At 69.3% G+C, this 25,079-nt stretch carries 20 protein-coding genes; 4 read left to right on the top strand and 16 right to left on the bottom strand.

Annotated features, from left to right (window positions below):
* Positions 1 to 78: 78 nt before the first annotated feature.
* The 6 genes from H5T77_RS04440 to H5T77_RS04415 are packed head-to-tail and all read right to left on the bottom strand — an operon-like array spanning position 79 to position 5,800.
* Positions 79 to 1,434, bottom strand: coding sequence for a DUF881 domain-containing protein (locus H5T77_RS04440; protein ID WP_292645580.1), 1,356 nt, complete (start codon positions 1,432 to 1,434; stop codon positions 79 to 81).
* Entirely contained in the window at positions 1,427 to 1,759 is a 333-nt protein-coding gene (locus tag H5T77_RS04435; protein WP_179657782.1) for a small basic family protein, read from the bottom strand. The genes H5T77_RS04440 and H5T77_RS04435 overlap by 8 nt, the downstream gene beginning before the upstream one ends.
* The gene (locus H5T77_RS04430) at positions 1,756 to 2,697 is read right to left on the bottom strand and encodes a DUF881 domain-containing protein (protein WP_292645576.1); all 942 of its coding nucleotides are present in this window, start codon (positions 2,695 to 2,697) and stop codon (positions 1,756 to 1,758) included. Before H5T77_RS04430 ends, H5T77_RS04435 begins: the two co-directional genes overlap by 4 nt.
* Positions 2,690 to 3,382 (bottom strand): CDP-alcohol phosphatidyltransferase family protein, encoded by a 693-nt coding sequence (locus H5T77_RS04425; protein ID WP_292645574.1) that lies wholly within the window; start codon positions 3,380 to 3,382, stop codon positions 2,690 to 2,692. The genes H5T77_RS04430 and H5T77_RS04425 overlap by 8 nt, the downstream gene beginning before the upstream one ends.
* Before the next feature lie 16 nt (positions 3,383 to 3,398).
* Positions 3,399 to 4,457, bottom strand: coding sequence for a hemolysin family protein (locus H5T77_RS04420; protein WP_292645572.1), 1,059 nt, complete (start codon positions 4,455 to 4,457; stop codon positions 3,399 to 3,401).
* A complete protein-coding gene (locus tag H5T77_RS04415) occupies positions 4,457 to 5,800 on the bottom strand; it encodes a hemolysin family protein (RefSeq protein ID WP_292645569.1) in 1,344 nt (447 codons plus the stop codon). Before H5T77_RS04415 ends, H5T77_RS04420 begins: the two co-directional genes overlap by 1 nt.
* Positions 5,801 to 6,066: 266 nt before the next feature.
* On the opposite strand from H5T77_RS04415, the gene H5T77_RS04410 reads away from it, so the two are divergent.
* Positions 6,067 to 7,704 (top strand): GMC oxidoreductase, encoded by a 1,638-nt coding sequence (locus H5T77_RS04410; protein ID WP_292645566.1) that lies wholly within the window; start codon positions 6,067 to 6,069, stop codon positions 7,702 to 7,704.
* A gap of 139 nt (positions 7,705 to 7,843) precedes the next feature.
* On the opposite strand, the gene H5T77_RS04405 is transcribed toward H5T77_RS04410, so the two are convergent.
* The 3 genes from H5T77_RS04405 to H5T77_RS04395 all read right to left on the bottom strand — a co-directional run bounded on the left by H5T77_RS04405 (position 7,844) and on the right by H5T77_RS04395 (position 11,705).
* Positions 7,844 to 8,029, bottom strand: coding sequence for a hypothetical protein (locus H5T77_RS04405; RefSeq protein WP_292645563.1), 186 nt, complete (start codon positions 8,027 to 8,029; stop codon positions 7,844 to 7,846).
* A gap of 121 nt (positions 8,030 to 8,150) precedes the next feature.
* Complete coding sequence (locus tag H5T77_RS04400) at positions 8,151 to 9,446, bottom strand: HNH endonuclease (protein ID WP_292645560.1); 1,296 nt, start codon at positions 9,444 to 9,446, stop codon at positions 8,151 to 8,153.
* Positions 9,447 to 9,890: 444 nt separating this feature from the next.
* Positions 9,891 to 11,705, bottom strand: a complete 1,815-nt coding sequence (locus H5T77_RS04395; protein WP_472850332.1) for a gamma-glutamyltransferase family protein — start codon at positions 11,703 to 11,705, stop codon at positions 9,891 to 9,893.
* A 65-nt stretch (positions 11,706 to 11,770) separates the two neighbouring features.
* Here H5T77_RS04395 and H5T77_RS04390 point away from each other — a divergent pair, with 65 nt between their 5' ends.
* Positions 11,771 to 12,892, top strand: a complete 1,122-nt coding sequence (locus tag H5T77_RS04390) for a calcium:cation antiporter (protein ID WP_292645558.1) — start codon at positions 11,771 to 11,773, stop codon at positions 12,890 to 12,892.
* Positions 12,893 to 12,925: 33 nt separating this feature from the next.
* Here the strand turns inward: H5T77_RS04390 and H5T77_RS04385 are convergent, their stop codons facing one another.
* From H5T77_RS04385 to H5T77_RS04370, 4 genes are read right to left on the bottom strand one after another with little or no spacing between them, the layout of a single operon-like run.
* Positions 12,926 to 14,110, bottom strand: coding sequence for a DUF3322 and DUF2220 domain-containing protein (locus tag H5T77_RS04385; protein ID WP_292645556.1), 1,185 nt, complete (start codon positions 14,108 to 14,110; stop codon positions 12,926 to 12,928).
* 11 nt (positions 14,111 to 14,121) lie between these two features.
* Positions 14,122 to 17,487: an ATP-binding protein gene (locus H5T77_RS04380; RefSeq protein WP_292645553.1), complete on the bottom strand. Its 3,366-nt coding sequence runs from the start codon at positions 17,485 to 17,487 to the stop codon at positions 14,122 to 14,124.
* Positions 17,484 to 18,305, bottom strand: a complete 822-nt coding sequence (locus tag H5T77_RS04375; RefSeq protein WP_292645550.1) for a DUF4194 domain-containing protein — start codon at positions 18,303 to 18,305, stop codon at positions 17,484 to 17,486. Before H5T77_RS04375 ends, H5T77_RS04380 begins: the two co-directional genes overlap by 4 nt.
* Positions 18,298 to 19,803 carry a DUF3375 domain-containing protein gene (locus H5T77_RS04370; RefSeq protein WP_292645547.1) on the bottom strand — a complete coding sequence of 502 codons (1,506 nt, stop codon included), beginning with the start codon at positions 19,801 to 19,803 and terminating at the stop codon, positions 18,298 to 18,300. The genes H5T77_RS04375 and H5T77_RS04370 overlap by 8 nt, the downstream gene beginning before the upstream one ends.
* A 219-nt stretch (positions 19,804 to 20,022) precedes the next feature.
* Between H5T77_RS04370 and H5T77_RS04365 the strand changes: the two genes are divergently transcribed.
* Positions 20,023 to 21,198, top strand: a complete 1,176-nt coding sequence (locus H5T77_RS04365; RefSeq protein WP_292645544.1) for a L,D-transpeptidase — start codon at positions 20,023 to 20,025, stop codon at positions 21,196 to 21,198.
* A gap of 367 nt (positions 21,199 to 21,565) precedes the next feature.
* Entirely contained in the window at positions 21,566 to 22,201 is a 636-nt protein-coding gene (locus H5T77_RS04360) for a VanZ family protein (RefSeq protein ID WP_292645542.1), read from the top strand.
* Between the two features lie 339 nt (positions 22,202 to 22,540).
* On the opposite strand, the gene H5T77_RS04355 is transcribed toward H5T77_RS04360, so the two are convergent.
* The 3 genes from H5T77_RS04355 to H5T77_RS04345 form a co-directional block, all read right to left on the bottom strand.
* Positions 22,541 to 22,738: a hypothetical protein gene (locus H5T77_RS04355; RefSeq protein WP_292645539.1), complete on the bottom strand. Its 198-nt coding sequence runs from the start codon at positions 22,736 to 22,738 to the stop codon at positions 22,541 to 22,543.
* A gap of 111 nt (positions 22,739 to 22,849) precedes the next feature.
* A complete protein-coding gene (locus H5T77_RS04350; protein WP_292645535.1) occupies positions 22,850 to 23,275 on the bottom strand; it encodes an SRPBCC family protein in 426 nt (141 codons plus the stop codon).
* A 22-nt stretch (positions 23,276 to 23,297) separates the two neighbouring features.
* Positions 23,298 to 24,974 carry a putative PEP-binding protein gene (locus H5T77_RS04345; RefSeq protein ID WP_292645532.1) on the bottom strand — a complete coding sequence of 559 codons (1,677 nt, stop codon included), beginning with the start codon at positions 24,972 to 24,974 and terminating at the stop codon, positions 23,298 to 23,300.
* Positions 24,975 to 25,079 lie beyond the last annotated feature (105 nt).

Below are 25,079 nucleotides of genomic sequence, written 5' to 3'. Positions count from 1 at the left end.
GGCGTACTGGTCTGGCAGCGGTTGATCGTCCCGCGGAGCCGGTGTACGAAACCCTACTGCGCCGCACTGTCGAAACCTTCAGCGGGACACGGTGTGAATCGACTCGATGTCGATCTTCTCCTCGGACTCCACCTCGACCTCCGCACCCTGCTCCTCGAGCTGGTCCTGCGGGCCCTGGTAGAAGTCGATCGCACCGGCCAGCGTGTCGGGAGGCCCGATCACCTGGAGACGGTAGGGCGGGCTGATCATCTCGCCGCCGACGTCGAGACCGGGCGTCGGCTGGTTGACCTCGATCGAGGACGACGCGACCAGCCGAACGGCCTCGCCGTCGGCCCCCTCGATCTCCATCGCCTCGGCACCGCTCGTACGCAGCTCCTCGATCAGGTCGAGGAGCGCGGTCAGCCGCAGCGGGTCGGAACCGGGGTCGATCTCGATCGTGATGCCGGGCCCGCTGACCGGCACCGTCCCGGCGATCACCCGGAGGGTGTCGACCTGCTCCTCGGCGCGCTGCAGCGCCGTCTGCTGCTGCAGGGTCTGGTCCTCGAGCTCGTCGCGGGTCGCCTCGAGCTCCTCGATCTGCTCCTGGGCCTTCTGCGTCGTCCCGGCCAGGCCGGAGAGGATGTCGATCAGCTCCTGCTCTCGCAGGCCGGCGTACGTCGAGTCCTCGGTGTTCGTCTGGACCTGCACCACGGCCGCGTAACCGAGGATGCAGAGCAGGACCGCCACCGCCACCTGGCCGCGCCGGAAGTGGGTGAGCGCGTCGAAGAGCCGTGCCCGGCCGACCAGCGGCGTGGGCTCCTCCTCGGGCTCTTCAGTGGCAGCGGGCTCCTCGGTCTTCTCCGGCTCCTCGGGCTCAGCGACCTCGGCCACCTCGCCGGACTCGTCGGGCTCGTCGGACTCGTCGGACTCGTCGGACTCGTCGGGCTCGTCGGAATCGTTCGGGACGTCCTCGTCCTCGCGGGTGTCGGGGTCAGCAGGCTCGTCGGCCTTCTCAGCCGCGGGTTCCTCCGCCTCCGCCGCTTCATCAGGGTCGACCGTCTCGACCGTCTCGACGCTCTCATCAGTCTCGTCAGGCTCGACCTCGTCTCGAGCTGAATCGACCGCCGGCTGCTCCGCCGCTGCAGGTTCCTCCACGGCATCGGTCTCGTCCGTGGACTCGTCCGTGGACTCGACCGCGGGCTCGTCGGGCTCCGCCTTCGCCGCTTCGGACTCGGCCGTCTCCTCGGACGCGCCCTCGGCGTCGTCGGTCGCCTCGGCCGGCTCACCGCTCGGATCCGGCTCAGCCGGCGGCGTACCTTCGTCCTCGGGCGCGGCGACGTCCTCGTTGACGGCTTCCTCCGCGGGCACGGCAGGCTTCTTCGCCGCAGTCTTCTTCGCAGGAGTCCGCTTGGCCGCGGTCCGCTTCACCGCCGGCCGCCTCTTCCGGTCAGGCATGGAAGATGTGCCTCCGGATGGCTGCGACGTTGGTGAAGATCCGGATGCCGAGGACCACGATGACACCCGTGGACAGCTGGCCACCGACACCGAGGCGGTCTCCGAGGTAGACGATGCCGGCGGCGATGACGACGTTGCTGATGAACGAGACGACGAAGACCTTGTCGTCGAAGATGCCGTCCATGAACGCGCGCAGGGCACCGAAGACGGCGTCGAGCGCGGCGACGACGGCGATCGGCAGGTAAGGCGCCAGGCCGACTGGCACCTCGGGCTGGAAGAGCAGCCCCAGCACGATGCCGATCACTAGGCCGATGACGGCGATCATTCTTCGCGGTCCCCTTCGCTGTTCTGTTCAGAGTCTTCGTCGGTGTTGGTCGGCTTCGCTGAGCCCTTGGTGCCCTTGGAGCCCTTGTCCTCGGACTCGGTCCCGAGGTGGGTCAGCTCCAGCAGGGCGGACGGCGCCGCCGGAAGGGTGAGCCGCTCGATGTTCTCGACCTCGTACGGCATTCCGTAGTCCTGAGTCGTCGTGTGGATCATCGCCCCGGAGACCGTCTCGGCGAATCGTGCGGCAAGCGTACGCGTGTCACCGATGGCTGACACCTCATATGGCGGCGATAGCGAGACGTCGTTCATCCGGAGGGTGGCGCCGGAGGTGATCACGCCGCTGCGCGGGGTGACCCGCTGGCCGTCCACGGCCACCGCGGTCGCACCCGCCTGCCACAGCCCGTTGACGATCACGGCGAGATCGTAGTCGCGCACGGTGCCGCCCTCGGAGCCGTCGGAGGCGTTGTCGATCGTGATCCTGATCCCAGAGCCGGTCACCGGGGCGAACCCGGTCCTCTCCGCGGTAGCGGCAGCTGCCGCGGACGCCGCCTCCGCCCGCTGCCCGAGTGCGTTGAGCGTGGCCTCCCGGCGCTGGGTGTCCTTGCTCAGCTCGGAGATCTCCCGGTGCAGGCCGGCGACCCGCTCCTGGCGCTGCTCGATGCGGTCGATGAGGACCTGTCTGCTGGTCTGGCGGACGTCCTCGTTGCGGGAGGTCTGCACCGCGGCGGTCGTGGCCAGCAGCGCGAAGAGGCCGACGACGACCATCGCCCACAGCCCGGGCCGGCGGCGTCGGGTGGGCTCCTCCTCCGAGGGGTCCCGCCGTGCGGCAGCGGCCTTGTAGTCGGAGTCGACCGCCTGGTCGGTGATGCGGTCCAAGAGCGGCTTGGTGACGTAGTCGCGCAAGTCCTCGCCGGGGATCTGGTCAGGCAGGTCAGGCACGAGACGCCCCGCCCTTCTCCAACGGTGGCGTGGTGGCCATCAGGCGACGCACCTCCTGAGCGTAGAGGACCAGGCTCCACCAAAGCAGCAGAATCCCCCACAGCGCGAACGCCCAGCCGAACGCCTGCGCCAGCTGGATCGGCAGGCCCGGCTCCAGGCCGAGGTCGAGCTTCTCGGGGATGTCATGGCTGAGATAGAGCAACGGGAACGAGGCCAGCAGACAGAAGGCGGCCACCTTGCCGAGGAGATGGACGGGCAGCGTACGCACCCCGCGGCTGCGCAGCGCCGGGACCATCGCCAGCAGACCCAGCAGCCGCAGCGGAACCAGCAGCGCGATCGGCCACGGGATCACGTCGATCTGCCAGAGCGCGAACGTCGCGGCCAGGACGAAGACCGTGTTGGCGGCCACGTCGAGCAGCTCTCCCGAGCGGCGCCGGCCGAGCTCCTTGCGGGCAAGCCAGCTGTCGAGCAGGTCGGTGACGACCGCGAGACCGAACGCCGCCAGCGCGATGGTGTCGTCCTTCGCGATCAGCACGGCCCACAGCATCACCGGCGCGTAGACGAGGCGGAGGATGCTGAGCAGCTTGCCGAGCACGGGCCGGTTGCGGTCGGCAGAGCCCTGCGGTCGCGGACGCGAGCTCCGGCCAGGTTGCAGGCGGGGATCACCGAATCGACGGTTGGGCACGGACAAACCCTAGTGCTTACTCGGTAGCCGTGGATTCATCGGCGTGTGCGGCGTCGCGGATCTCCCCGACCAGCTCCTCGATGACATCCTCCAGCGTCGCGAGCCCGATGGTGGTGCCGTCCTCGCGGACGACCCGCGCCAGGTGGGCGCCGCGGCGCTGCAGGGTCTCGAGCGTCTCGTGCAGCGCGTCGTCCGGGGAGACGGTCGCGAAGGGACGGATCCACTTGTTCTGGACCGGCTGCCGGCGGCGTACGTCATCAGGCTCGAGCACATCCTTGATGTGCAGGTAGCCCACCAGGTCGCCGCTCTCCTCGGCCACCGGGAACCGGCTGTAGCCGGTGGCGGCGCACACCGTCTCGATGTCGGCACCCGAGGCACCGCGCGGCACGATCGTCCAGTCGGCGATGGGGATGGTCACCTTGTCCACCGTCTTCTCGGTGAAGCCGAGCGCGCCGGCCAGGCGGCCGTACTCGTCCTCTTCCAAGAGGCCCTCGCCGCGCGACTCCTCGACCATGGCGGCCACCTCCGCGCGGGTGAACGCGGAGCTCACCTCGTCCTTGGGCTCGATGCCGAGCGCCCGGATGCACATGTTGGCGACGTAGTTGAAGGCGACGATGATCGGCCGCAGCACGTAGACGACCGCGTAGATCGCCGGGCCGAGGACCAGGGCGGCCTTGTCGGGACCGGCCAGCGCGATGTTCTTCGGCACCATCTCGCCGACCACCACGTGCAGGTAGGTGACCACGAGCATCGCGATCACGAACGCGACCGGGTGATGGAACGCCTCGGGCAGGCCGACCAGGTCGAAGCCGGGCTCGAGCAGGTGCGCGAGCGCCGGTTCGGTGATCGCCAGCAGCAGCACTGAGCAGACGGTGATGCCCAGCTGGGCGCCGGCCATCATCAGGCTGATGTTCTCCATCGCCCGCAGGGTGATCTTGGCCATCTGCGAGCCGGCCTGGGCGGCGGGCTCGATCTGGCTGCGCCGGGCCGAGACCAGGGCGAACTCCGAGCCGACGAAGAATCCGTTGGCGAGCAGCAGCACCAGGCCGAGCAGCAGCCCCATAGTGGTGGACATCAGCCGATCACCTTCATCGAGATCCGGTCGATCCTGCGCCCGTCCATGACCTCCACGGTGAGCCTCACGAACCTCGCGTACACGTCGTCGTCATCGGAGTCCGGGGGTGGGGTTCCGGGGACCGCCAGCTCCTCGTTCGCGCCGCGTTCAGGGATGCGGCCCAGCAGGCTGAGCATCAGGCCGGCGATCGTGTCGTAGTCCTCGCCCTCGGGCAGGGAGACACCGGTGATGTCCTCGACCTCGTCGGGACGGAGCAGCCCCGAGAGCGACCAGCTGCCGTCGCGGCGCAGCCGGGCCCGGGCGCTGAGCGGGTCGTGCTCGTCGGCGATGTCGCCGACGATCTCCTCGATCACGTCCTCGAGGGTGACGATGCCGGCCTGGTCGCCGTACTCGTCGAGCACCACGGCCAGCTGGAACCCCTCGGATCGCAGCAGGGCCATCAACGGGTCCAGGCGGAGCGAGTCGGGGACGACGACCGGCTGCACCATGAGGTGCTTGACCTTGGCCGTGGAGCGTTCGTGCACCGGCAGCGCCACGGCGGCCTTGACGTGCACGGTGCCGACCACGACCTCGTTGTCGTCGAGCACCGGAAAGCGGGAGTTTCCCGTACGTCGGGTGAGCTCGATCAGCGCCTCGGCGCGGTCGTTGTGGTCGAGGCTGTTGACGCGTACGCGCGGGGTCATGATCTCCCCCGCCGTGCGGGTGCCGAACTCGACCGAGCGCTCCATGAGCTCGGCGGTGTCGGCGTCGAGGGTGCCCTGGTGGGCACTGCGCTGGATCAGTGAGGACAGCTCGGCCGAGCTGCGCGCGGAGCGCAGCTCCTCCTGCGGCTCCATGCCCAAGCGGCGCACGATGGCGTTCGCGGTGCCGTTGAGCACCTTGATCGGCCCGCGCATGATCCTGGTGAAGGCCCGCATCGGGCCCTGGGTGACGCGCGCGGTCTGCAGCGGTAGCGCCAGGGCGAGGTTCTTGGGGACCAGCTCACCGAAGAGCATCGTCACGATCGTGGAGAGCGTCAGTGCGACCGTCAGAGCGACCGGCGTCACTGCACCTTCGGGAAGTCCTGCAGTCAGCAACGGGTCATCGATCAGCTCGGCGATCGCCGGCTCCGACATCCAGCCGATGCCGAGGTTGGTCACGGTGATGCCGACCTGCGCGCCGGAGAGGTTGCTGGAGAGCTCCTTCATCGCGCGGAGCACGCCTTGGGCACTCTTGTCGCCCTGCTCGGCGGCCATCTCCACCTGGGCGTGGTCGACCGTGACCAGAGAGAACTCGGCTGCCACGAACACTCCACAGGCGGCGACCAGCAGCAGCGCCAGGAGAATGAACAGCAACTCGGTCATCAGGCCGACCTCGATTGCCGCAGCGAGCGTGGATATTGGCCGGGTTGCGGTCCGTCCATCGGGGTTCAGATCGTCCTTAGCTGTTGGAAGTGCCGACAGCCTACATCGCTGCGGTTGCGCCGCCTGCGTCGCCGGGCCGCCACGGTCGGCACGCGCCGAGTTCCGGACATGGTTGTCCAGAACAGCGGCGTGAGCCTTGACACGTTGGGGCCGTTCGTCAACTCTTACGCGGCAGTAACCGACGATCCACGACCGAGGGAGCCCCCTTGACCAAGTCCTCGTTGTCCACGTCCGCGCCTGCCGCCACGAGACGTACGTTCCTGGCCGGCGCCGCAGGCGCGGCCGGCGCGGCGTCCGGACTGATCGCCGGCCCGGGGGCGGCTGAGTCGCCCCGTCGCGTACGGCTGGTTCGGGAGGAGCACCGGGCAGTGGTCGTCGGCTCCGGGTTCGGCGGCGGGGTCGCCGCGCTGCGGCTCGCCGAGGCCGGGGTGCCGGTCACCGTGCTCGAGCGCGGTCGCCGCTGGCCGACGGGACCTGACGCGCAGACCTTCCCGACCGTGCGTACGCTCGACAAGCGGGTGCTCTTCCACACGACCGCGCCTGCCGCGCTGAAGCCGCTGCAGAAGCTGCTCGGCACTCCCCTGGACTTCGGCCCGCACGTCGGTCTGCTCGAGCCGGTCCTCGGCCAGAACATGCTCGCCATGTGCGCGGCCGGTGTCGGCGGCGGTTCGCTGGTCTACCAGGGCATGACGCTGCAGCCTTCCGCGGAGGTCTTCAACACCTGGTTTCCCAACGAGCTCGACTACGAGCTCATGGACCGGGTCCACTACCCGCGCGTCGCCAGGATGCTCGGCGCCGCGACCGCACCCGACGAGCTGATCGCCTCGGACAGCTATCGGGTCTCGCGCACCTTCGGCAAGCGTGTCGAGGCCGCCGGCTATGACCTGCAGAAGATCCCGATGCCGATCGACTGGTCCTATGCCCTCGCGGAGCTGCGCGGCGAGATGGCTCGGTCCTACACCAACGGCGACTGTGCCCTCGGCGTCAACAACGGCGGCAAGCACTCCGTCGACGTCACCTACATCGAGCAGGCCGAGGCCACCGGGCTGGTGCACGTCGCCACCCGCCACAACGTGACCTCGGTGGCTCGTGCCGCCGACGGCCGCTGGGAGGTCCACGTCGACCGCACCGACGACGCAGGCGACGTGATCGAGCAGAAGATCCTGACGACCCGCGCGCTCGTGATGGCGGCGGGCTCGCTCAACACCAGCAAGCTCCTGGTCCGCGCCGCGGCCACCGACACAATCCCCGACCTTCCCGACCAGCTCGGACAGGGCTGGGGCACCAACGGCGACCGGATCTACATGTGGCGCCCCTTCGACGAGAACCTCACCGGTACGCAGGGCGGGCCCGTCGTCTACCAGAGTCAGGACTGGGCCGACCCGAGCACGGCCAACACCGTCATCCAGGCGTCGTTGCCACCGCTCCCCCTCGGCCTCGATCTGGGCGCCACGATGCTGGTCGGCTTCGGGGTCAGCGCCGGCCGGGGAAGCTTCCGCTACAGCTCGTTGACCGACTCGGTGAGTCTGCGCTTCCCCTTCGGTGGCGACTCGGCAAGCTATCGCGCCATCCACGAGCGGGTCTCGAAGATCAGCGGCGGCATCGGTGCCCTGATCGACACCAATGCCATCGTCAACAGCACCTGGCACCCGCTCGGCGGCGCCAACATGGGCACGGTCTGCGACCTCGACGGCCGCGTCCAGGGCCAAGAGGGCCTCTACGTCCTCGACGGTGCCCTCATCCCCGGCACCACCGGAGCATGCAACCCGTCGATGACCATCGCCGCCATCGCCGAGCGCGCGATGGACAACATCGTCGCCAACGACGTCGGGACAGTCATCTGAACGCGCCGCAAAACCCTGCAATGCAAAATTCTGCAAAGATTGCCAGAAAGGGGTGACAAGCCCCTAGGTGATGAGGCAACATTGTTCTTGCCCCGCTGGAGACCCGAGACTCCAGCGGGGCTCTTACGTTTTGCGAGCCTCACGACAGGTTGCGGACGACCGCGTTCAGGTCGGCCCGAAGCTTCGCCCTGTAGGCGTCGTGCTGCTCCGGCAGTCGGGCGTCGCAGAAGGCCGCCAGGTCGGACCCGGGGAGCTGGGCGGCACGGGCTTCCATGCGCTTCCAGTCTTTCTTGTCGCCGATGATCCGGGTCAGCAGGTTGTTCATGTCGTGCTCCTTCGATCGGTGTTCTCGTTCAGCTTCCGATTCGAGGCCGCGAAAGAAGCGTGCAGCCCTGACGCAGGGTCAAGGTCAAGCACCGATCCGAAGAAAGCTCTGGGCGCGGGTGTCAGGCCGCGAGCGTGTGGTCGAGGAGTACGTCGCGCAGCATGAACTCGGCTTTGGACAGGGGTGGTGGGTCTGGTCGCCAGGTGTCGGGTGGCGGGCTGACGTAGGTGTGCCCGGTCGGCGTGATGGTGATGATGCTGCCGTCGGGTCCCGGTCTGGCCCGCCAACCGAGAGCTTCCTTCGCCTGATTGCAGCGCTCGCAGAGCCCCTGCAGGTTCTGGGCGCTGGTGGCGCCGCCGTCTGCGTGGCGCTGGGCGTGGTCGACATTGCGGATCGGCGCATCGCAGCCGTTGGTGCGACAGATCCCGCCGTCCCTGGTGGTGATGAACTCGGCCAGCCCGTGGGGAGCCTTACGCGACCGGGACTCCAACGCAACCAGCTGCCCGGCCGGGTCGGCGTACAAGCGGCGGATGAAGACCTCAGCATCTCTCAATGCCTCACGGGCCCAGGCGGCGGGCACGGGACCATAGCCCTCGACCACCGCAGGCTGGTCACTGTCGTTGGTGAGCGAGTCAGCAGTCATCACGACCTTCACCTCGATCCGAGGCTTCGCACCGGTGGCGCTTCGACCGGTGACCCGGTCCACGAGAGTGTCGGCCATGACCTGATCCCGCGTCCGCTCGTCTCCGGCCGCCTGCGCGGCCTTGGCTGCCTGGTCCAGCGCGGCGTAGACGGCGACCCCGTCCTTGACTGGCAGCAGCGCCCCCAGCCAGGTCATCGTGTCCGGTGCCGGCCGGACGCTGACCCGGCGGTCTTTCTCCGCGTTCGCTGCACGAGCCACCATAGATTCCTGGTCGAGGGTGATCGCGAGCTTCTTGGCGGCGTTCTCGAGCTGCCGCAGCCCCATGGTCACCACAGCAGGGGGTTCAGCCCCCGAACCGGACGAGCAGAGCTGGTAGTCGATGACGCGGCGGTTCTCCAGTGAGAGGCAGGCGGTTTCGCGGGCGAGGATGGTGGCCTGCCACTGCGAGAAGAGCCCGGCCTTCATGAGGGCGAAGGTGTGTGGCATCTCCGCGACCAGGATCTTCGCCAGCCCCAAGAGTTTGGTGCCCTTGGCCGGCGACACTCGCCGCGCCAACGCGATCTGGGAGGCGACGCCCTCTCCAAGTTTCCGGGCCGGAATCCCTGCCTCGGCCTGCCGTGCCCGGGTGGCCTCCTCGAGGCGTACGGCTGCTTCTGCCTGCACGGCCTCAGCGGTGCACTTGATCTCTTCGAGACGACTGATCCAGTCGACCAACTCACCCTCGGACGCACCCAAAGGCGGCCCGGCAAGGAGCTGGTCAACGGTCTCGCTCATACGCCTCATTATATGTGAAAGCGTCGCCTGTGACTACCTGTTTTTGCTGGTCAGACCCAATTTACGCAGTCCGCAACAAGCAACCTGAACCCCGCGCCACACCCTCGCCGCCGCCCCGATATAGGCGAACTCTTTCTCGATCAGGTGCCGAGTCAAGGACCGCGAAGCGGCCGGCGAAGCCGGCGGGCCGAAGGCCCGTCCTTGACGCGGCGGCTGATCGAGAAACACTCGAGAAAGGGTCGGCGGCGAACCCTAGAAGCGAAGAAACAGTCGCGTAGCGAGGTTTCCCCGACGGGAACCGTGTTGGTCTCGACACGCCTCCGCCTAGCGGCTCCGGCGGCTCGACCAGCGGGAAGCAGCGGCTCCGGCGGCTCGACCAGCGGGAAGCAGCGGTTCCGGCGGCTCGACCACCGGCAGGTCTGACAAGCCCGACCCCCGACCACGCTAACGCCCAACCGCATACCCCTGAGCCCCCCGAGCATTGGCAGCACCCGACAGAACCCCGGTAGAAGGATCCCGCGTAACCGCAGAAAGCCGCCCAAGCGACCAGTCCCCACCCAGCTCGACGACATGCCCACGCCGCCGCAGTTCCGCGACGACCTCAGCCCCGAGCCGATCCTCGAGCACCGCCCCAGCAGGAGTCCAGGTACGCGGCCAGAAGGAGCCGGGGAAGGACGTCGAGTGCAGCGCAGGAGCGTCGATGGCCTCCTGGGGCGAGTAGCCCCCGACGATGGTGCGCAGCAGGTAGAGCAGCTGCCACTGGTCCTGCTGGTCCCCGCCCGGAGAGCCGACCGCAGTGACGGCCTGACCCTCGCGGAGCACCAGGGTCGGAGTGAGCGTGGTCCGCGGCCGGCGCCCCGCACGAAGCGTCGAGGGCAGACCCGGCTCCAGCCAGGTCATCTGCAGCCGGGTGCCGAGGCAGAAGCCGAGCTCGGGGATCGTGGGCGAGGACTGCAGCCAGCCGCCCGACGGGGTCGCCGCGATCATGTTGCCCCAGCGGTCGGCGACGTCGATGTGGCAGGTGTCGCCGCGGGTCTCGCCGTCCCGCGAGACGGTCGGCTCCCCCACCCCGGAGGCGACCGCGGCCGGGTCGTAGGTCTCCCGCAGCGGCGGGAAGGTCTTCGCGCCCAGGCCGGGCCTCACCTCGGCCGAGGCGGCGTCGGCGATCAGGGGGCGGCGGGTGGCGGCGTACTCCTTGGACAGCAGGGTCTCGATCACGTCCGGCTCGGCACCGTCGCCGTAGTGGGCGTCGCGGTCGGCGAAGGCGAGCTTGGTCGCCTCCAGGATCGTGTGCGCGCCCTCCGGGCGGCTCGGGTCGAGCAGCGCGTCGTCCAGCGGCTCGAGCAGGTTGAGCGTCTGCAGCAGCACCGGCCCCTGCGTCCACGGCCCCGCCTTCGCGATCGTGTGGCCGCGGAACTCCGTCGTCACCGGCTTCTCGTACGCAGCCGAGAACCCCGCCATGTCAGCCGACCTGATCACTCCGGAATGGTCGGTTCCGGAGGAGTGGCGGTGCGGGGTGCGTACGAACCGATCGATCGCCTCCGCGACGAACCCGCCGCCCCAGGCGGCGCGGGCGGCGTCGATGCGCTCCGCCCGGGTCCCGGCGGTGTCCCCGGCTGCCACGAGCCGGTCGAGCACGGCGGCGTAGGCCTCGTTGTGGACCATGGTGTCGGGCTCGGGCGGCTCGCCGTCGACGAGCCAGTGGGCGGCCGAGGTGGGCCAGTGGTCACGGAACAGGTCGGCGACGGCGGCGATCGTGGAGACCGCCCGGCCCAGGATCGGGTGGCCGTCGCGGGCGTAGTCGATGGCGTAGGCGAGCACGTCTCCCAGCTCCCAGGTGCCGTGGTCGCGCAGCAGCATCAGCCAGGCGTCGACCGCACCGGGGACGGCGGCCGCCAGCGCCCCGGAGCCGGGTACCAGCTCGAGCCCCTCTGCCCGCATGTGCTCGACGGACGCCGCTGCGGGCGCCGGCCCCTGCCCCATCAGCACCGTCGCCTCGCCACCGGCGGGTGCGAAGATCCCGACGAGGTCACCACCCGGCCCGTTGAGGTGGGGTTCGACGACGTGCAGCACGAACCCACCCGCGACCGCAGCGTCGAAGGCGTTGCCTCCGCGCTCGAGCACCGCCTGCGCGGTGCCGCTGGCCAGCCAGTGCGTCGAGCCGACCATGCCGAACCTGCCGAGCAGGTCGGGACGGGTCTTGAAGGCGGCGGGATGCGTGTAGCGGGAGGGGGCGGATTTCGAAGTGTCGAAGGGCACAGACCCAGGCTACGAGCGGGAACCGGGCACCTTGTCGGCGGGCCGTCACCGGATAGGGTCGCCCCATGAGTGCGCCAGCGGTCCGGGGCCGTCTCCAGTGGTCAGTGGTCGTGCCGATCCTCGCCGTGGTTGTGCTGGTGCTCGCGTGGCTTCGCCACGACCACTGGTCGATCCTCGCCGTGGTGGCGGCGGTGCTGGTCGGCGCGGTGCTGAGCGCCGTTCACCACGCCGAGGTGGTCGCGCACAAGGTCGGTGAGCCGTTCGGGTCGCTGATCCTCGCGATCGCGGTGACCGTGATCGAGGTCGGCCTGATCGTGATGCTGATGATCAGCGGTGGCGACAACACCAGCACCTATGCCCGCGACACCGTCTTCGCCGCGGTGATGATCACCCTCAACGGCATCGTCGGGCTCTCGCTCCTGATCGGAGCTCTCAAGCACGGACTGGTCAGCTTCAACGCCGCCGGCACCGGGTCCGCGGTCGCCACGGTCATCGCCCTGGCCGGTCTCACGCTGGTGCTGCCGCGCTTCACTACGTCGGCGCAGGGCCCGCAGTACTCGACCTCGCAGCTCGTCTTCGCCGCCATCGCCTCGCTGGCCCTCTACGTCGCCTTCCTCTTCACCCAGACTGTCCGCCACCGCGACTTCTTCCTCCCGGTCACCAGCGACGAGCAAGGCCGGATGACCGGACTGGTCGACCTCGACGAGGACGGCCACGCCGACCCGCCCTCGGCGGGCGAGGCTGGCCTCAGCCTGGCCCTCCTCCTGGTCTCTCTCGTCGCCGTGGTCGGCCTGGCGAAGGTCCTCTCCCCCACGATCGAGGACACTGTCAAGAGTCTCGGGTTCCCCTATGCCGTCGTGGGCGTCGTGATCGCCCTCCTCGTGCTCGCTCCCGAGTCGATCGCCGCGGTCCGGAACGCCTCCCGGGACCGGGTGCAGACCAGCCTCAATCTCGCCTACGGCTCCGCGATGGCCTCGATCGGTCTCACCATTCCCACCCTCGCCGTCGCGATGATCTGGCTCAGTGGTCCCCTCGATCTGGGCCTCGAACCGACCCAGATCGTGCTGCTGGTCATCACCGTCTTCGTCACCGGACTTACCGTCGTCCAGGGTCGCGTCTACGCCTTGCAGGGGTTCGTCCACCTGGTACTGCTCGCATCGTTCCTGTTCCTGTCGATGCAGCCGTGAGCCGATGCTGACTGTGGCAGCGGGTGAACCGCGTCAGATTGCGCGCAGGATCGCTGCCGCCTCCTGAATCGGCAGCTTCTCCTGCTCGATCCGGCGGAACGGGGCAGGGCCCGCAGTGGCGACCATCTCGTAGGCCGCGCGCTCGTCCTCTGTCAGCTCACCGAGCTCACGGCTGGACGGCTTGAGCGGAACGCCGTCCTTGTCTTCGCTCACGCCCTGATCTTCGTAGCGGTTCATGGTGAGAAGGTCCATGAAGATCGACGAAACCTTGGGTAGAGCAGCACGGAACTGGTCCAGGATCGCGTAGCCATCTGCATCCATGTCTCCCCAGTAGACAACGCGTTCCGCGTCACGGACCCATGGGATCTCCGCCACCAGCGCGGTAGCCGCCGCGCCGCCGCCCTCGACGACGACCGTGCCAGAGACCTCGGGGAAGAACACTCGGCAATCTCGGTTCTCGACGACCAGGACGGTGTGCGGTGCGTATGGGATCTCGTGGCTGTCACCGGCAGTCCACGAGTCATGCTTGCGAGGCAGATCGGATCCAGCGAGGTAGACGGGGTCTACGTACGTCAGGTGGACCGCCGTAGGCCGCTTGCGCAATTCGCTCTTGAGATCACGACCGGTGAGGTCGCGGATCAGCGACATGCGCTTGTCCAGCCACTTGGTGTGGACGCGAGGGATCGGAAGCTGACGAACACTCCATGCACTCACGTCGGGATGGTCCGCGAGCCAGTCAAGCACGCTGAGCAGGGCGCGCAGATCCGGTTCAGACAGAGCGATGGCTTTCTTGAGTGCGCTCGAGCTGAGCCCGGCTTTGCGCGAATGAAGATGCTGGGCGATATTCCTGGCGCGGGCCAGGTCGGTCCTCGACGGCTCGCCGCCCAGAACGGACACTGCGGCTACAGCTGACTCCAGGTCAGATGCATGGAGCGTCTTGGGGAAGTCAACTGGCTCGCCTCTTGCCACCGAGAGTGTCGACTCCGTCACCCAGCAGCCGACGCCTTCGGACGTCGGCAGCCCGAGCCGTCGCCACTCGGCCCGCCAGTCGCCCCAGGAGTCCAACAGATGCCGTTCGACGATGGCGCCGCTGGTCACATTCGGACTCAGCGGGACCTGGAACGGGAACGGATCACCACGCGTCTCCGCACAGAGCGCCGCCGCCCACTTGTCCTTGACCTGAGCAGCGAGTCGGGAGCCCGCCTCGGCAGGGCTCAACAACCTTGGGATCATTTCGCCGGTACCTCCTCGAGTCCCACCTCGAGCTTCGGGAACGAGTGGCCCTCGGCGTCCTTGAGCACCGTGTACTGGACGTCGACATGCGGCTCGATGGCGCTGTGCTTGTCGTTGGGGGCGCCGATGATGAGCTGGAACCCCAGACCCCGCCAGGCGCCGATCGCACGGCCGGTGAAGCGGGCGTCGGCCTTGATCAGCGCCTCGTCGAGGAAGACCGGGGCGTAGCGCGGCCGCTCGGCACCGGCGTCACCGAGCTGGTAGCGCAGCGCGGCTCCGACGATGAAGGCGACCAGCTCCTGCGACTCGCCACCGGACTTCTCGCCGATGTGGTCGTAGAGGGCCACGTGCTCACCGGTGTCGGCGGTGACCTTCTCGGCGCTGACGCGGACGTGGTTGCGTACGTCGATCAGGTCTGCGAAGTCGGGAGCCGTACGCCGCATCCGGTCGATGAGCCGCGCCATCCGGGTGTAGGCCTGCTCGCGGGAGTCGTTGGTCGACGCCTTCTCGATGAGGTCGCGCACCGAGCGCAGCTCCTTGCGGAACCTGCCGCGCACCGCCGACTGGCCCTCCTGGGTGTCGATGCGGAGCCGGTGGGCGTCGTCGTTGAACGGGAGCCCGGCGAGGATCTGGTTGATCGGGTCGATCCGGTCGCGGATCTCGCGCACCGCGCGTGACAGGGTCGAGTCGAGGTTCGTCAGGTCGTTGCCCGACAGCTTGAGCAGGGAGTCGCGCCACTCGACCTCGAGCTCGTGCAGGCCGCTGGTCTCCAGCTCGTCGAGGAGGCGGTCGAAGTCGGCGTAGGAGTCCTCCGGGTCGGTGTGGAGGTTCGGGTTGGGCCAGCGTTCGAGGAAGGCCTCGAAGGTCTGCCGGAGCTGGCCGCGGGCGGTCCCGATCGTCTCCTGCGCGCCGGCCCGGTCTGCGGTGAGGCTCTCGCTCGCCCGGGCGAAGACCGCATCGAGCTCGGCGAGCGCGTCCTCGCGGCGGCCGGCCTCCTCTCCACCGGACGCCTTGAAAAGCTGCTCGAGATAGTCGGCCTGGGCGGGGGCCACGTCGGTGCCGGAGGCCGCGGCGTCCTCCAGCGCGTCCTTGGCCCGGTCGACCTGCTCGACCACGTCGCTCCAGCGGTCGTCGAGCTCCTGGAAGCTGCTCTTGGCCGCGCCGATGCCCTCCCGCAGCGAGTCGACCTTGGCCCGAGCGCTCTTCAGGCGCTCCTGGAGCGTGGCGATCTCCGGGTTCTCGGCAGTGACCTCGGCGATCACCGAGGCCCACCGGTCCCGCTCGGCCTCGGCGCCGGTCACGTCGACCTGGTCCCAGGTCAGCGCGGAGACCGCCTTGAAGGACGTACGCCGCAGGTCGAGCTGCTTGATGGCCCGTTCGGTCTCCGCGACCGCGCCCTTCGCGGTCTCCGCGCCCTCGCGGGCACTCTCGAGGCGCTCGGTGAGCTCGGCGACGCGACGGGTGTTGGTGAAGCCGAGCACGTTGCCGGCACCGTGGCCGCCGTGCGCGCCGCGCGTTCCCTGCGAGACCTGCCCGGTGACCGTGAGCGCCATCCGGTGCTGGCCGAGCAGCGCGGGGGTCTGCACGCAGACGTAGCCGTGCCGTTCCCTCAGCCGCTGCTTGAGCCAGCCGGTGAACACGCCGCGGCGGTAGTCCAGACGTCCTGGCAGGGTGCCCTCGTCCAGCGGCTGCGCACCGTCCTTCAAACCGGTCGGGACGGCTTCGTAGCGGATCCGTGTCCGTTGCCGCACCGAGTCGATCGCGGCTCGGAAGGCGCCCACGTGAGCGGCATCGACGAGCATCGTGGTGGCGAACCCGCCCAGCGCCAGGTTGAAGGCCTCGCGCCAGGCCTCGTGCTCGGTGCGCACCTCGATCAGCTCGCCGACGAACGGCATCTCCGCCGGGCTCAGCCCGGCCGCCTCGGCCAGCACCGCACGAGCGGCACGCAGCGGCTCGGGGATGTTGTTCTTCGTCTTCTCGGCATCGGCGAGCTCGTCCTCGAGCCGGCCGACCAGGTCCACGGCGGCGGTCTCGGCGGACCGCGCCGCGGCGTACGCGTTGAGGGCGGTCGTGCGGGCATCGTCGTCGACCAGGGCCTCCTGCGCGGCGGCCTGGAGGCTCTCGAACTCGGTGGGCGTGGTCGCGACGGCGCCGAGGACGGCGAGCTCCTCGTCCAGGGCCTCGCGGGCGCGGCGTACGTTGTCCGCGCGGGTCTCGGCGGCCCGGATCTCACGGGTGGCCTCCTCGAGGCGCCGGCCTCCGGAGGCGGCGACCGTGACCGCGAGGCCGTCGCGCTCGGACTCGGCGGCCTCGACCATCGCCTGCTTCTCGGTCACCGCCTTCTCCGCCGCACCCCTGCGGGCGCTGAGATCGGCCTCCAGCTCGCTGAGCAGGTCGACCCGCTTGCCGGCCCGCCACAGGCCCGCCGGGGTGGTCTCGTCCACGAAGTCGCCGATCCCGTCGATGACCTCCAGCGTGGCCACGGCGTTTTCGACGTCTGCCCGATGCTCCCGGATCGGCGTCAGCGCACGCACCTGCTGCTGCGCGGTGACCATCCGGTCGCGGGTCGCGGCGAGCTCGTCGAAGTGGGCCACGACACCGTCGGCGGTGGCGAGGGTCTCGGGCTCCTCGAGCACCATCTTCTTGTAGAGATCGTCGACCGTGGTGATCTGCTGCCCAGCCTGGATCCGTCCCAGCAGGTTGACCGCCTTCTCACCGTCGCCGGCCGCGCCGATCCCGAGCGCCGAATGGATCCGTGCCGTGAAGTCGCGGTCGGTGTCGATCGGAGTCAGCCCGATCTCGGAGACCGATGCGCGCGTGAACCGGTGGGCCGCGGGCGGCTCCAGATCGCGTACGTCGAAGCCTGCCTCGGCCACCGCCCGGAGCTTGGTCACGTCGTCGAGGTTCTTGGCGGACGCGGGGACGTACCAGGCACGGACCGCGGTGAAGCGGGAGCCGGTCTGGTCCGCCCAGGTCATCGCGATCGCCGACCAGGTGTCGCGGCCGTCGCCGCGCAGCACCCGGATCTTGGTGCCCTCGGCGGTCTTCGCCTCATCGATCTTGCCGCGCGCGTAGGAGAGGATGTTGCGCTGGTCCTGCCCGCGCGGACGGCCCACCACGCCGCCGTTGGAGGCGCCGTTGAACGGCGTCGTGTGCGGCATGATCAACGCGATGTAGGCGTCCATCAGCGTCGACTTGCCCGATCCGGAGCCGCCGGTGAGCAGCGTCGCGGTCGGCGAGAACCGCACCCGGTGGGCGCCGTCGTAGCCGCCCCAGTTGACCACCTGCAGCTCGCTCGCGACCCATTGCCGCCCGGTCGAGCGCGCCGGGATGAGGCCGAAGAGGGTGTCGATCATGCTCATTCTTCGATCTCCTCCGCGTCGTCGCTGTCGTCGTCGCTGGTCGAGCCGCCGGAGCCGCTAGGCGGAGGCGTGTCGAGACCAACACGGTCACCGCCGAGCGCCGATGGAACCGTGTTGGTCTCGACACGCTCGGCCGCAGGCGGCCTCGCGGCTCGACCAGCCGATTCCCTCAGCCATTCCTTGAGCTCGGCCAGCTTCTCGACGCTCAGCACGATCTCGACCAGGGGTGTGATCCGGAACCGGTCCTCGGACTCCTCCTCGATCAGCCCCTCCCGGGCGAGCCGGTCGACCGCCCGACGGATCTCGCGGCGCGCGGAGGCGTCGCCGCTGGCGACGTCGAAGTAGGTGAGCACGGTCTGCTCCAGCTCGTCGGCGTCGACGCGCGCGGAGCTCTCGCCCGCGCCGCGCTCGCGCTGGAAGACGGTGCGCAGATGGACGAGCACGAGCGTCTCGGCGCGCGAGTAGGCGTCGTCCTTGAGGAGCACCGGCACGTCCAGCTCCTCCGAGCGCACCTGCCGCTTGTAGGCGATCCCGCGGTCGTGGTCGACGACGAGCCGGACGAACAGGTCGTGGAGACGCGACTCGATCACCGCCTGGTGGTCGAGCAACGTACGCCACTGACGCGGGTTCCGCTCGGCCGTGATGAACCGGCGGCGCAGGAGCTGGACCAGCACCCGGCGTACGTCGGCGTCGAGGACACCGTGGTCGCCGACGAAGAGCTCGGTCGGGTCGTCCTCCATCGAGACGGGCTCGATGAAGCCTTCCGGCTCGCTGCCGTAGGCCACGGACGTGCCGGCCTCGGTCTCGGTCTCACTCATCGTCGTCATCCTCTTCGCCAGCTGTCGTCATCGTCACCCCGCCGAAGGCGAACCTGCGGCGTACCCCGTCTGCCCGGACGGCCTCGATGGTGGAGATCTCCCCCGTCTCGCTCATCCCGCGTCGGTGAGCGATCTCCAGCAGCCCGAGCAGGTCGACTGGCCGCCGGATCTCCTCCGGCGCGGCCGCGAAGACCTCGGCCAGGTCGATCGCCTCCTCGCCCGCGTGGGCCGCGACGTAGAGGTCCAGGTGGGCCTCGATCGCCCGGTAGCCCGGACCGCCCCACGATCTGGTGTCCTCGGCCGCGCTCTCCACGTCACCCCAGTCGGCCAGCGGTGCCGGCGGCTCGGGCGGACGCAGCTCGCTGACCGACTGGCGCAGGTGGCCCAGGTCGGCGACCGGGAGCCGACGCAAGGGCTCGACCGCCTCGGCGGTCCGTGAGGAGGGCATCCACGCCTGGAGCCCGACCATCACGTCGCGCAGCAGGTCGTCGACCTGCCGGTCGCGGGCCGGGTCGTGCGTACGCACCTGGGTGGTGATCACGTGCGAGGCGGTCTGCTGGGCCGCCAGGACCTCTGCGACGCCGGTCTCGATCCGGCGGCCGACCGCGGCCAGCTCGGCTCGCTCGGGCGGGCTCATCTCACTGGTGAACCGGTGTCGCAGCACCGTACGCAGGTTGGTGGCGAGGACATCGAGGCGGCGCGGGTCGCCGATCATCCGCAGCGCCCCCGCGAACGCCTTTCCCTCGGGCGTGGAGGCCATCACGTCCTTGCCGCGCTGAAGGTACTCGCGCAGGACCTCGCCGGCCGGACGTACGTCCTGGCGCAGGTCGGTGACCACATCGCGCTGCATCGCCCGGATCGACTCGACCACCCGCGCGAAGTCGGCCGGAAGCTCGCGGGTGAGGTGCAGGATGTTCTCGGCCTGCTCCAGCAGGGTGTCGTCGTCGACCGTGTCGACCACACCGGTGCGGTCCAGGCGGGCGATCTCGGCGCGCCGCTCGGCGATCTCCTCGGTCAGCCGGGCGACCCGGGTCAAGACGTCGGGGTCGGCGTCCAGCGCGAGCCGCTCGACCGCCTCCAGGAGAGTCCGGACCCGCGACTCGGAGACCCGTGCCCGGGACCCGCTCGCCCGTCCGGCGATCTCCAGCGCACCCACCGCGTGGGCGGAGAGGCGGTAGACCTCGTCCTCGCCCTCGATCTGACGCAGCAGCCAGCCGGCGCGCACCCACTGACGGCACAGCTCGCGCGCCGTACCGACCGGGAGCATCACCTCGCCGCTCTCACCCTCGGCGTAGCCCGTGGCGCGGAGCCGGTCCAGCATGTCGCCGATCTCGGCGTGCGCGTCCACCACCGGGACCGCCGCTCGATCGGAGGTGAAGGTCACCGAGAGCACCGCCACCACGAACGGTGCGAACCGACCGTGGAGGAGGTCGAGCATCGGGTTCTTGAAGGCGGCCAGTGCCCCGGCGTACGCCGCCTCGACGCGAGTCTCACTCATCGGCAGATACCGTACGCGGCACCACCGACATCCGAGCCTCGGGCCCGGCGCTTGCGCCGGGACCGAACGCGAGGAGGTCGAGCGAGCGCGCGGGTGAGCTTGCGAACCCGCGACCGCGGGTCGAGACCCGGTTCCCGGCGTACAAGGGTCACCACGACACGCACCCCGACGTCATGGGTGTGCAAGTATTCGGTTGCCCTCCTAACGCATAGTTGTCCCATGCGGGTTCGTTCCTTCTCTGTCTTCGTGGCCACGATGGCCCTGATCGCCCTCTCCGGCTGCGCCGGCGCCCCGGAGACCCCGGACTCGGGGAAGGGCGGGTCGTCTGCCGCCTCGCCGTCCGCGAAGCCGCTGACCGCCGACATCGCCCCCGCCGACGGAGCCAAGGACGTGCCGGTCGACAGCACGGTCACCGTCACCGCGACCTCGGGCGAGTTCACGAGCGTGAAGGTTGCCAGGCCCGACGGAAGCACCGTGCCCGGCTCGCTCTCGACGGACAAGACGAAGTGGACCGCCAACGACCTGCTCGACCCGGCGCTGCGCTACACCGTGACCGCCACCGGTGAGACCGGCACGGTCACGAGCAGCTTCACCACCCGCGCGCTCTCCCTGGCGCAGCAGACCTTCGCCACCATCGTCCCCGTCGACGGCACCAAGGTCGGCGTCGGGATGCCGGTCGCGGTCTACTTCGACGTCCCGGTCAAGGACCACGCCTCCTTCGAGAAGCGCATGCACGTCACCTCCACCCCGACCCAGGCCGGCTCCTGGTACTGGGTCTCCGACACCGAGGCCCGCTACCGCCCGCAGCACTACTGGAAGCCCGGCACCACCATCAAGGTCGACCTCGACATCAACGGCGCCTCCGCCGGAGCCGGCGTCTACGGCCAGCACAGCCGCACCGCCACCTACAAGGTCGGCGACGCGCACGTCTTCAAGGTCAACGCGCGCACCCACCAGATGAAGGTCTTCAGCAACGGCAAGCTGCTGCGTACGATCCCGATCACCACCGGCAAGCCCGGCTTCACCACCCGCTCGGGGATCAAGGTCATCTCCGAGAAGCACCGGGTCAAGGAGATGCGCTCGGAGACGATCGGCATCTCCGACCAGAGCTCGAGCGACTACTACTCCCTCGACAACGTCGAGTACGCCATGCGGATCTCCAACTCCGGCGAGTTCATCCACGCAGCGCCGTGGTCGACCGGCTCCCAGGGCAGCGCCAACGTCTCCCACGGCTGCACCGGCCTCTCCACGGCCAACGCCGGCTGGCTCTACGGCCTGGCCCGCGTCGGCGACATCGTCGACACCGTCGGCACCGACCGCAAGATGGAGTGGGACAACGGCTTCGGCGACTGGAACCTGTCCTGGGCCGAGTACCAGAAGGGCTCCGCGCTCTGACCTGGACCGGCGCCAGGAGCTCGGTGTTTCCATTCGGGCATTGTCACTTTTGGCTACGTCAGTCTCTTTCGACACCGGATGTCGATGAATTTCGACAACACCTGTGATGCACGCCAGGGGCTGTCGAAGCATGTGCTCCAGCGGAAGTACCGGGGGCTTTCGGACGGTACAGGCCGCGTTGCGGTCCGCGTGGCCCTCGACTCGCAAGCCGATGCCCGAGCGGGCCTCGAGGCTGGATCGGCACAAACCGGTCATCGACAGGTGGCTGCGTGAGGACTTGAGCGTCCCTTACAAGCAGCGGCATACCGCGAAGCGGATCTTCGACCGCCTCCATCATGAGCACGACGCGAACGAGGTGTCGTAGGCGATGGTGCGTGACTACGTGCGGGTCCGTCGTCGTGAAATCAGGATCGAGGCGGGCCAAGAGCCGGCCGCTACTGCAGAGCCGGAGACTTTGATGTTCATCGAGCCATTTTTCCGCTCGCTACCGCTCGCGTTGCCGACCATCATCGGCTCGGGGGTGCTTGCCGTCCTGGGAGCACCATGGTGGGCAAGGTGGTTGCAAGTGCCGCGCGCGACCGCGGTCTTGTTCATTGCGGTGTGCGGCGCCTACCTGGGCGTGACCGCAACGCCGACCGAAGTCGGCCTGTGGTCGACTCCGGGCGGGTCTCGTGGGGTCAGCCTCGACATCCAGCTGCCGCCACTTGGGAACCTCTTGATGATCACTTCCGACTCACTCAATGTCCTAGCTGGGGCAACCCTGGGAGCGGTGTCGGTGCTGATGTGGTGCGCCGGCCGCCGAGGCGTCGCTGTTGGCACCGCGGTGGGGCTGCCTCTCCTGGTGGAGCTGGTTCAGCTGCTCTTTCCAGCGATGGGACGGGTCGGGTTCATGCTAAGTGATGTCGTCCTGAACTGGATCGGGGCCGGACTCGGGGCTGGCCTCGGCGCTACTCTCGCGGTTGCGATCGGGGTGGCGAGCTCGGTCAAGACGGTTCCCGAGTAGCCCGGTCAGGGCAGAGCGGACCACGGCTACACCTGATGCGCCACTTGAGCTGGTCATGGCGCAGATGCACCCGCTCGCTTACCACAGCCCCTGAGCCTGTACATAGCGACAAGGCTCAGGGGCTGGTGCCGAAACTCGTCGACATCCGGGTCAGAACTCACTGACATAGCCAGTCACTTCAATGCCAAGTCGCCCAGGTCTCCCAGCTGGGACATCGGCTGTCCGGGTCGACGCCAACGTGGTCAGATGAAGGCCTCTTCGCCTTCCTCCTAGGCATCCGTCGCCTGCAAGAGTTACACCCCGAGCGTGTGGCGCTCACCGACATAGAGATGGGATTCCTCAGTTGACCACGGCCACAGGAAATGCGTACGACGACGGCGCCGAGCGGCGCGGCTGGCTGATCGGCCACTTCATCGAGCCCGACGCCAGCCCCCTGCACTCAAGCGACGTCGAGATCAAGTGGGGCACGCACACGGCCGGCGAGGAGCGCGCAGAGTGGACCGATGCGGCCAGCGAGGTGCGCACCACGATGGTCATGCTGATCCGCGGACACTTCGCCGTACGGCTTCCCAACGGCGACCAGGAGATGAAACGCGCCGAGGCCCGTTCGTTGTGCGCCCGGGTACTCCACGCAGACGGCCCAGATGTCTACCCCCGGGCCACCAACCCGCGCCGGCAGCCGAGCATCATCTGCCGGTGGTTCCAGGTCAGCACCGGCCGCAGCAGCATCGAAGCCACGCCGAGCAGGCCGTCTACGACGACCTCCTGCTCGAACATCATCCGGCTCCCGCCCGGGGCCGGTGTCAGCGTCCACCGCGCGAAGCCGTCCAGGTCGCCGCCGAGCCCGACCTCCAGCGTCGGCAGCTCCCGGCTGACCGCGTGCAGCACGATCTCCAGGTCGTAGGGCAGCCTCGAGCGGCACACCAGCAGCGCGTCGTCCTCCCCCAGCTTCGCCACCGCCCGCACCTGCGGCCACCACTGCGGATAGCGCTCCACGTCGACCAGGACGTCCCGCACCGCCTCCGCCGGCATCGGCAGCTCCCAGGTCTCGGCAAACACGTAGTGCGAGGGCATGGGGCCAGTGTGCCCGGCCCCATCACCCCAGGAGAGCCGCGACCGCCTCACGGCCCTGCTGCGGCGAGCTCGCGGCAAGGGCGGCCTCGGCGGCGGTGCCGCACAGTCCGGCTGTCGCTGACCCAAGCCGGGCACCGACCGCGGCCACGGCGGCGGAGGCCATCGACAGCGACGTGATGCCGAGGCCCACGAGCACCGGCGCGAGCAGCGGGTCGGCGGCGGCCTCGCCGCAGATCCCGACGGGTTTGCCGGCCGTACGCCCCGCCTCGGCGGTGATCGCGATGAGCTGCAGCACTGCCGGCTGCCAGGGATCGGTGAGATGGGCCAGGTCGGTGGCGAGGCGGTCGGCGGCCATGGCGTACTGGGTCAGGTCGTTGGTGCCGATGGAGAGGAAGTCGACGACCTCCAGCATCCGATGGGCCATCAGGGCGGCTGCCGGCACCTCGATCATGACGCCCGGTTTGAGGCCGCGGGCACGGACCAGAGCGGCGAAGTCGGCGGCCTCCTGGACGGTGGCGACCATCGGCGCCATCACCCAGGTGTCCGCGCCGGTGCGCTCCGCGGCGATCGCGATGGCATCCACCTGGCGCTCCAGGAGTCCGGGGTTGTCGGCGGCGAGCCGCAGGCCGCGTACGCCCAGGGCCGGGTTCTCCTCGCCCTCGTGGGTCGCGAAGGCGATCGGCTTGTCGGAACCCGCGTCCAGAGTTCGTACGACGACGTGACCTCGGCCCGCGAAGGGTGCGAGCACCTCGGCGTAGACGTCGGCCTGCTCGTCCACGGTCGGCTCCTCGCGCTGGTCGAGGAAGCAGAGCTCGGTGCGGAAGAGACCCACGCCCTCGACCTGGCCGGAGGCGGCATCGCGCGCCGAGGAGCCGTCGGCGACATTGGCGAGGAGCGCCATGGGGTGGCCGTCGGCGGTGCGTCCGGGGCCGGTCCAGACCGCGACCGCCTGGCGCCGGGCGAGGTCTGCATCGGCCCGCGCGGCGGCGTCCGGGCCGGGCTCGAGCTCCACGATGCCGGTCTGGCCGTCGACGAGCACGAGGGCGCCTGCGGCAATGGCGGTTGCTCCGGCCACGCCGACCAAGCACGGGATGCCGAGCTGGCGGGCGATGATCGCAGTGTGGCTGGTGGGTCCGCCTCGCTCGGTGACCAGCGCGACCACGCGGGCCGGGTCGAGGGCGGCGGTGTCGGAGGGCGCCAGGTCGGCGGCGACCAGCACGCACGGGCTCTCCGGCAGGTCCACTCCGGGCTCGGGCTCCCCGGCGAGGTGCGCGAGCACTCGTCGCTCGATGTCGCGTAGGTCGGTGACGCGCTCGGCCATCAGACCGCCCATGCCGCTGAACAGGGTGACGAACTGCTCCACCGCGGCACCGACGGAGGCGACCAGCCCCTCCCCCGCCCGCAGGTGCTTCTCCACGGCGACCCTCAGCCCTTTGTCCCGTGCCAGACCAGCGCTCGCGCTCAGGACGGAGGCGGCTGCCCCGGAGGCGGTCTCCGCCCGGCGTGCGTACCCGTCGGCGACGTCGGTCGCAGCCGCCACGTAGGCCGCGAGGGCGTCCTCGGGCTGGTCGAAGCCGCGCCGCTCCAAGGCCTCCAGCGCGGCGGGATCGACCTCGGTCCGCACCACGTGGACGGGTGCCAGCACGACCCCCGGGACCACCGGAGTGCCAGCGAGGACAGAAGTGTGAGACGTGACCATAACCACAAATATCCGCCCTGAACCCTTGACTAGTCAACACATTCGGGCATAGAACAACATATGCGGGCACCCTGGAGCCCGAAACCAACTTGAAACCACATCGAT

This window comes from Nocardioides sp. (assembly GCF_014360585.1).
Classification (GTDB): Bacteria; Actinomycetota; Actinomycetes; order Propionibacteriales; family Nocardioidaceae; genus Nocardioides.
This window is presented reverse-complemented; position numbering and strand designations above follow the sequence as displayed.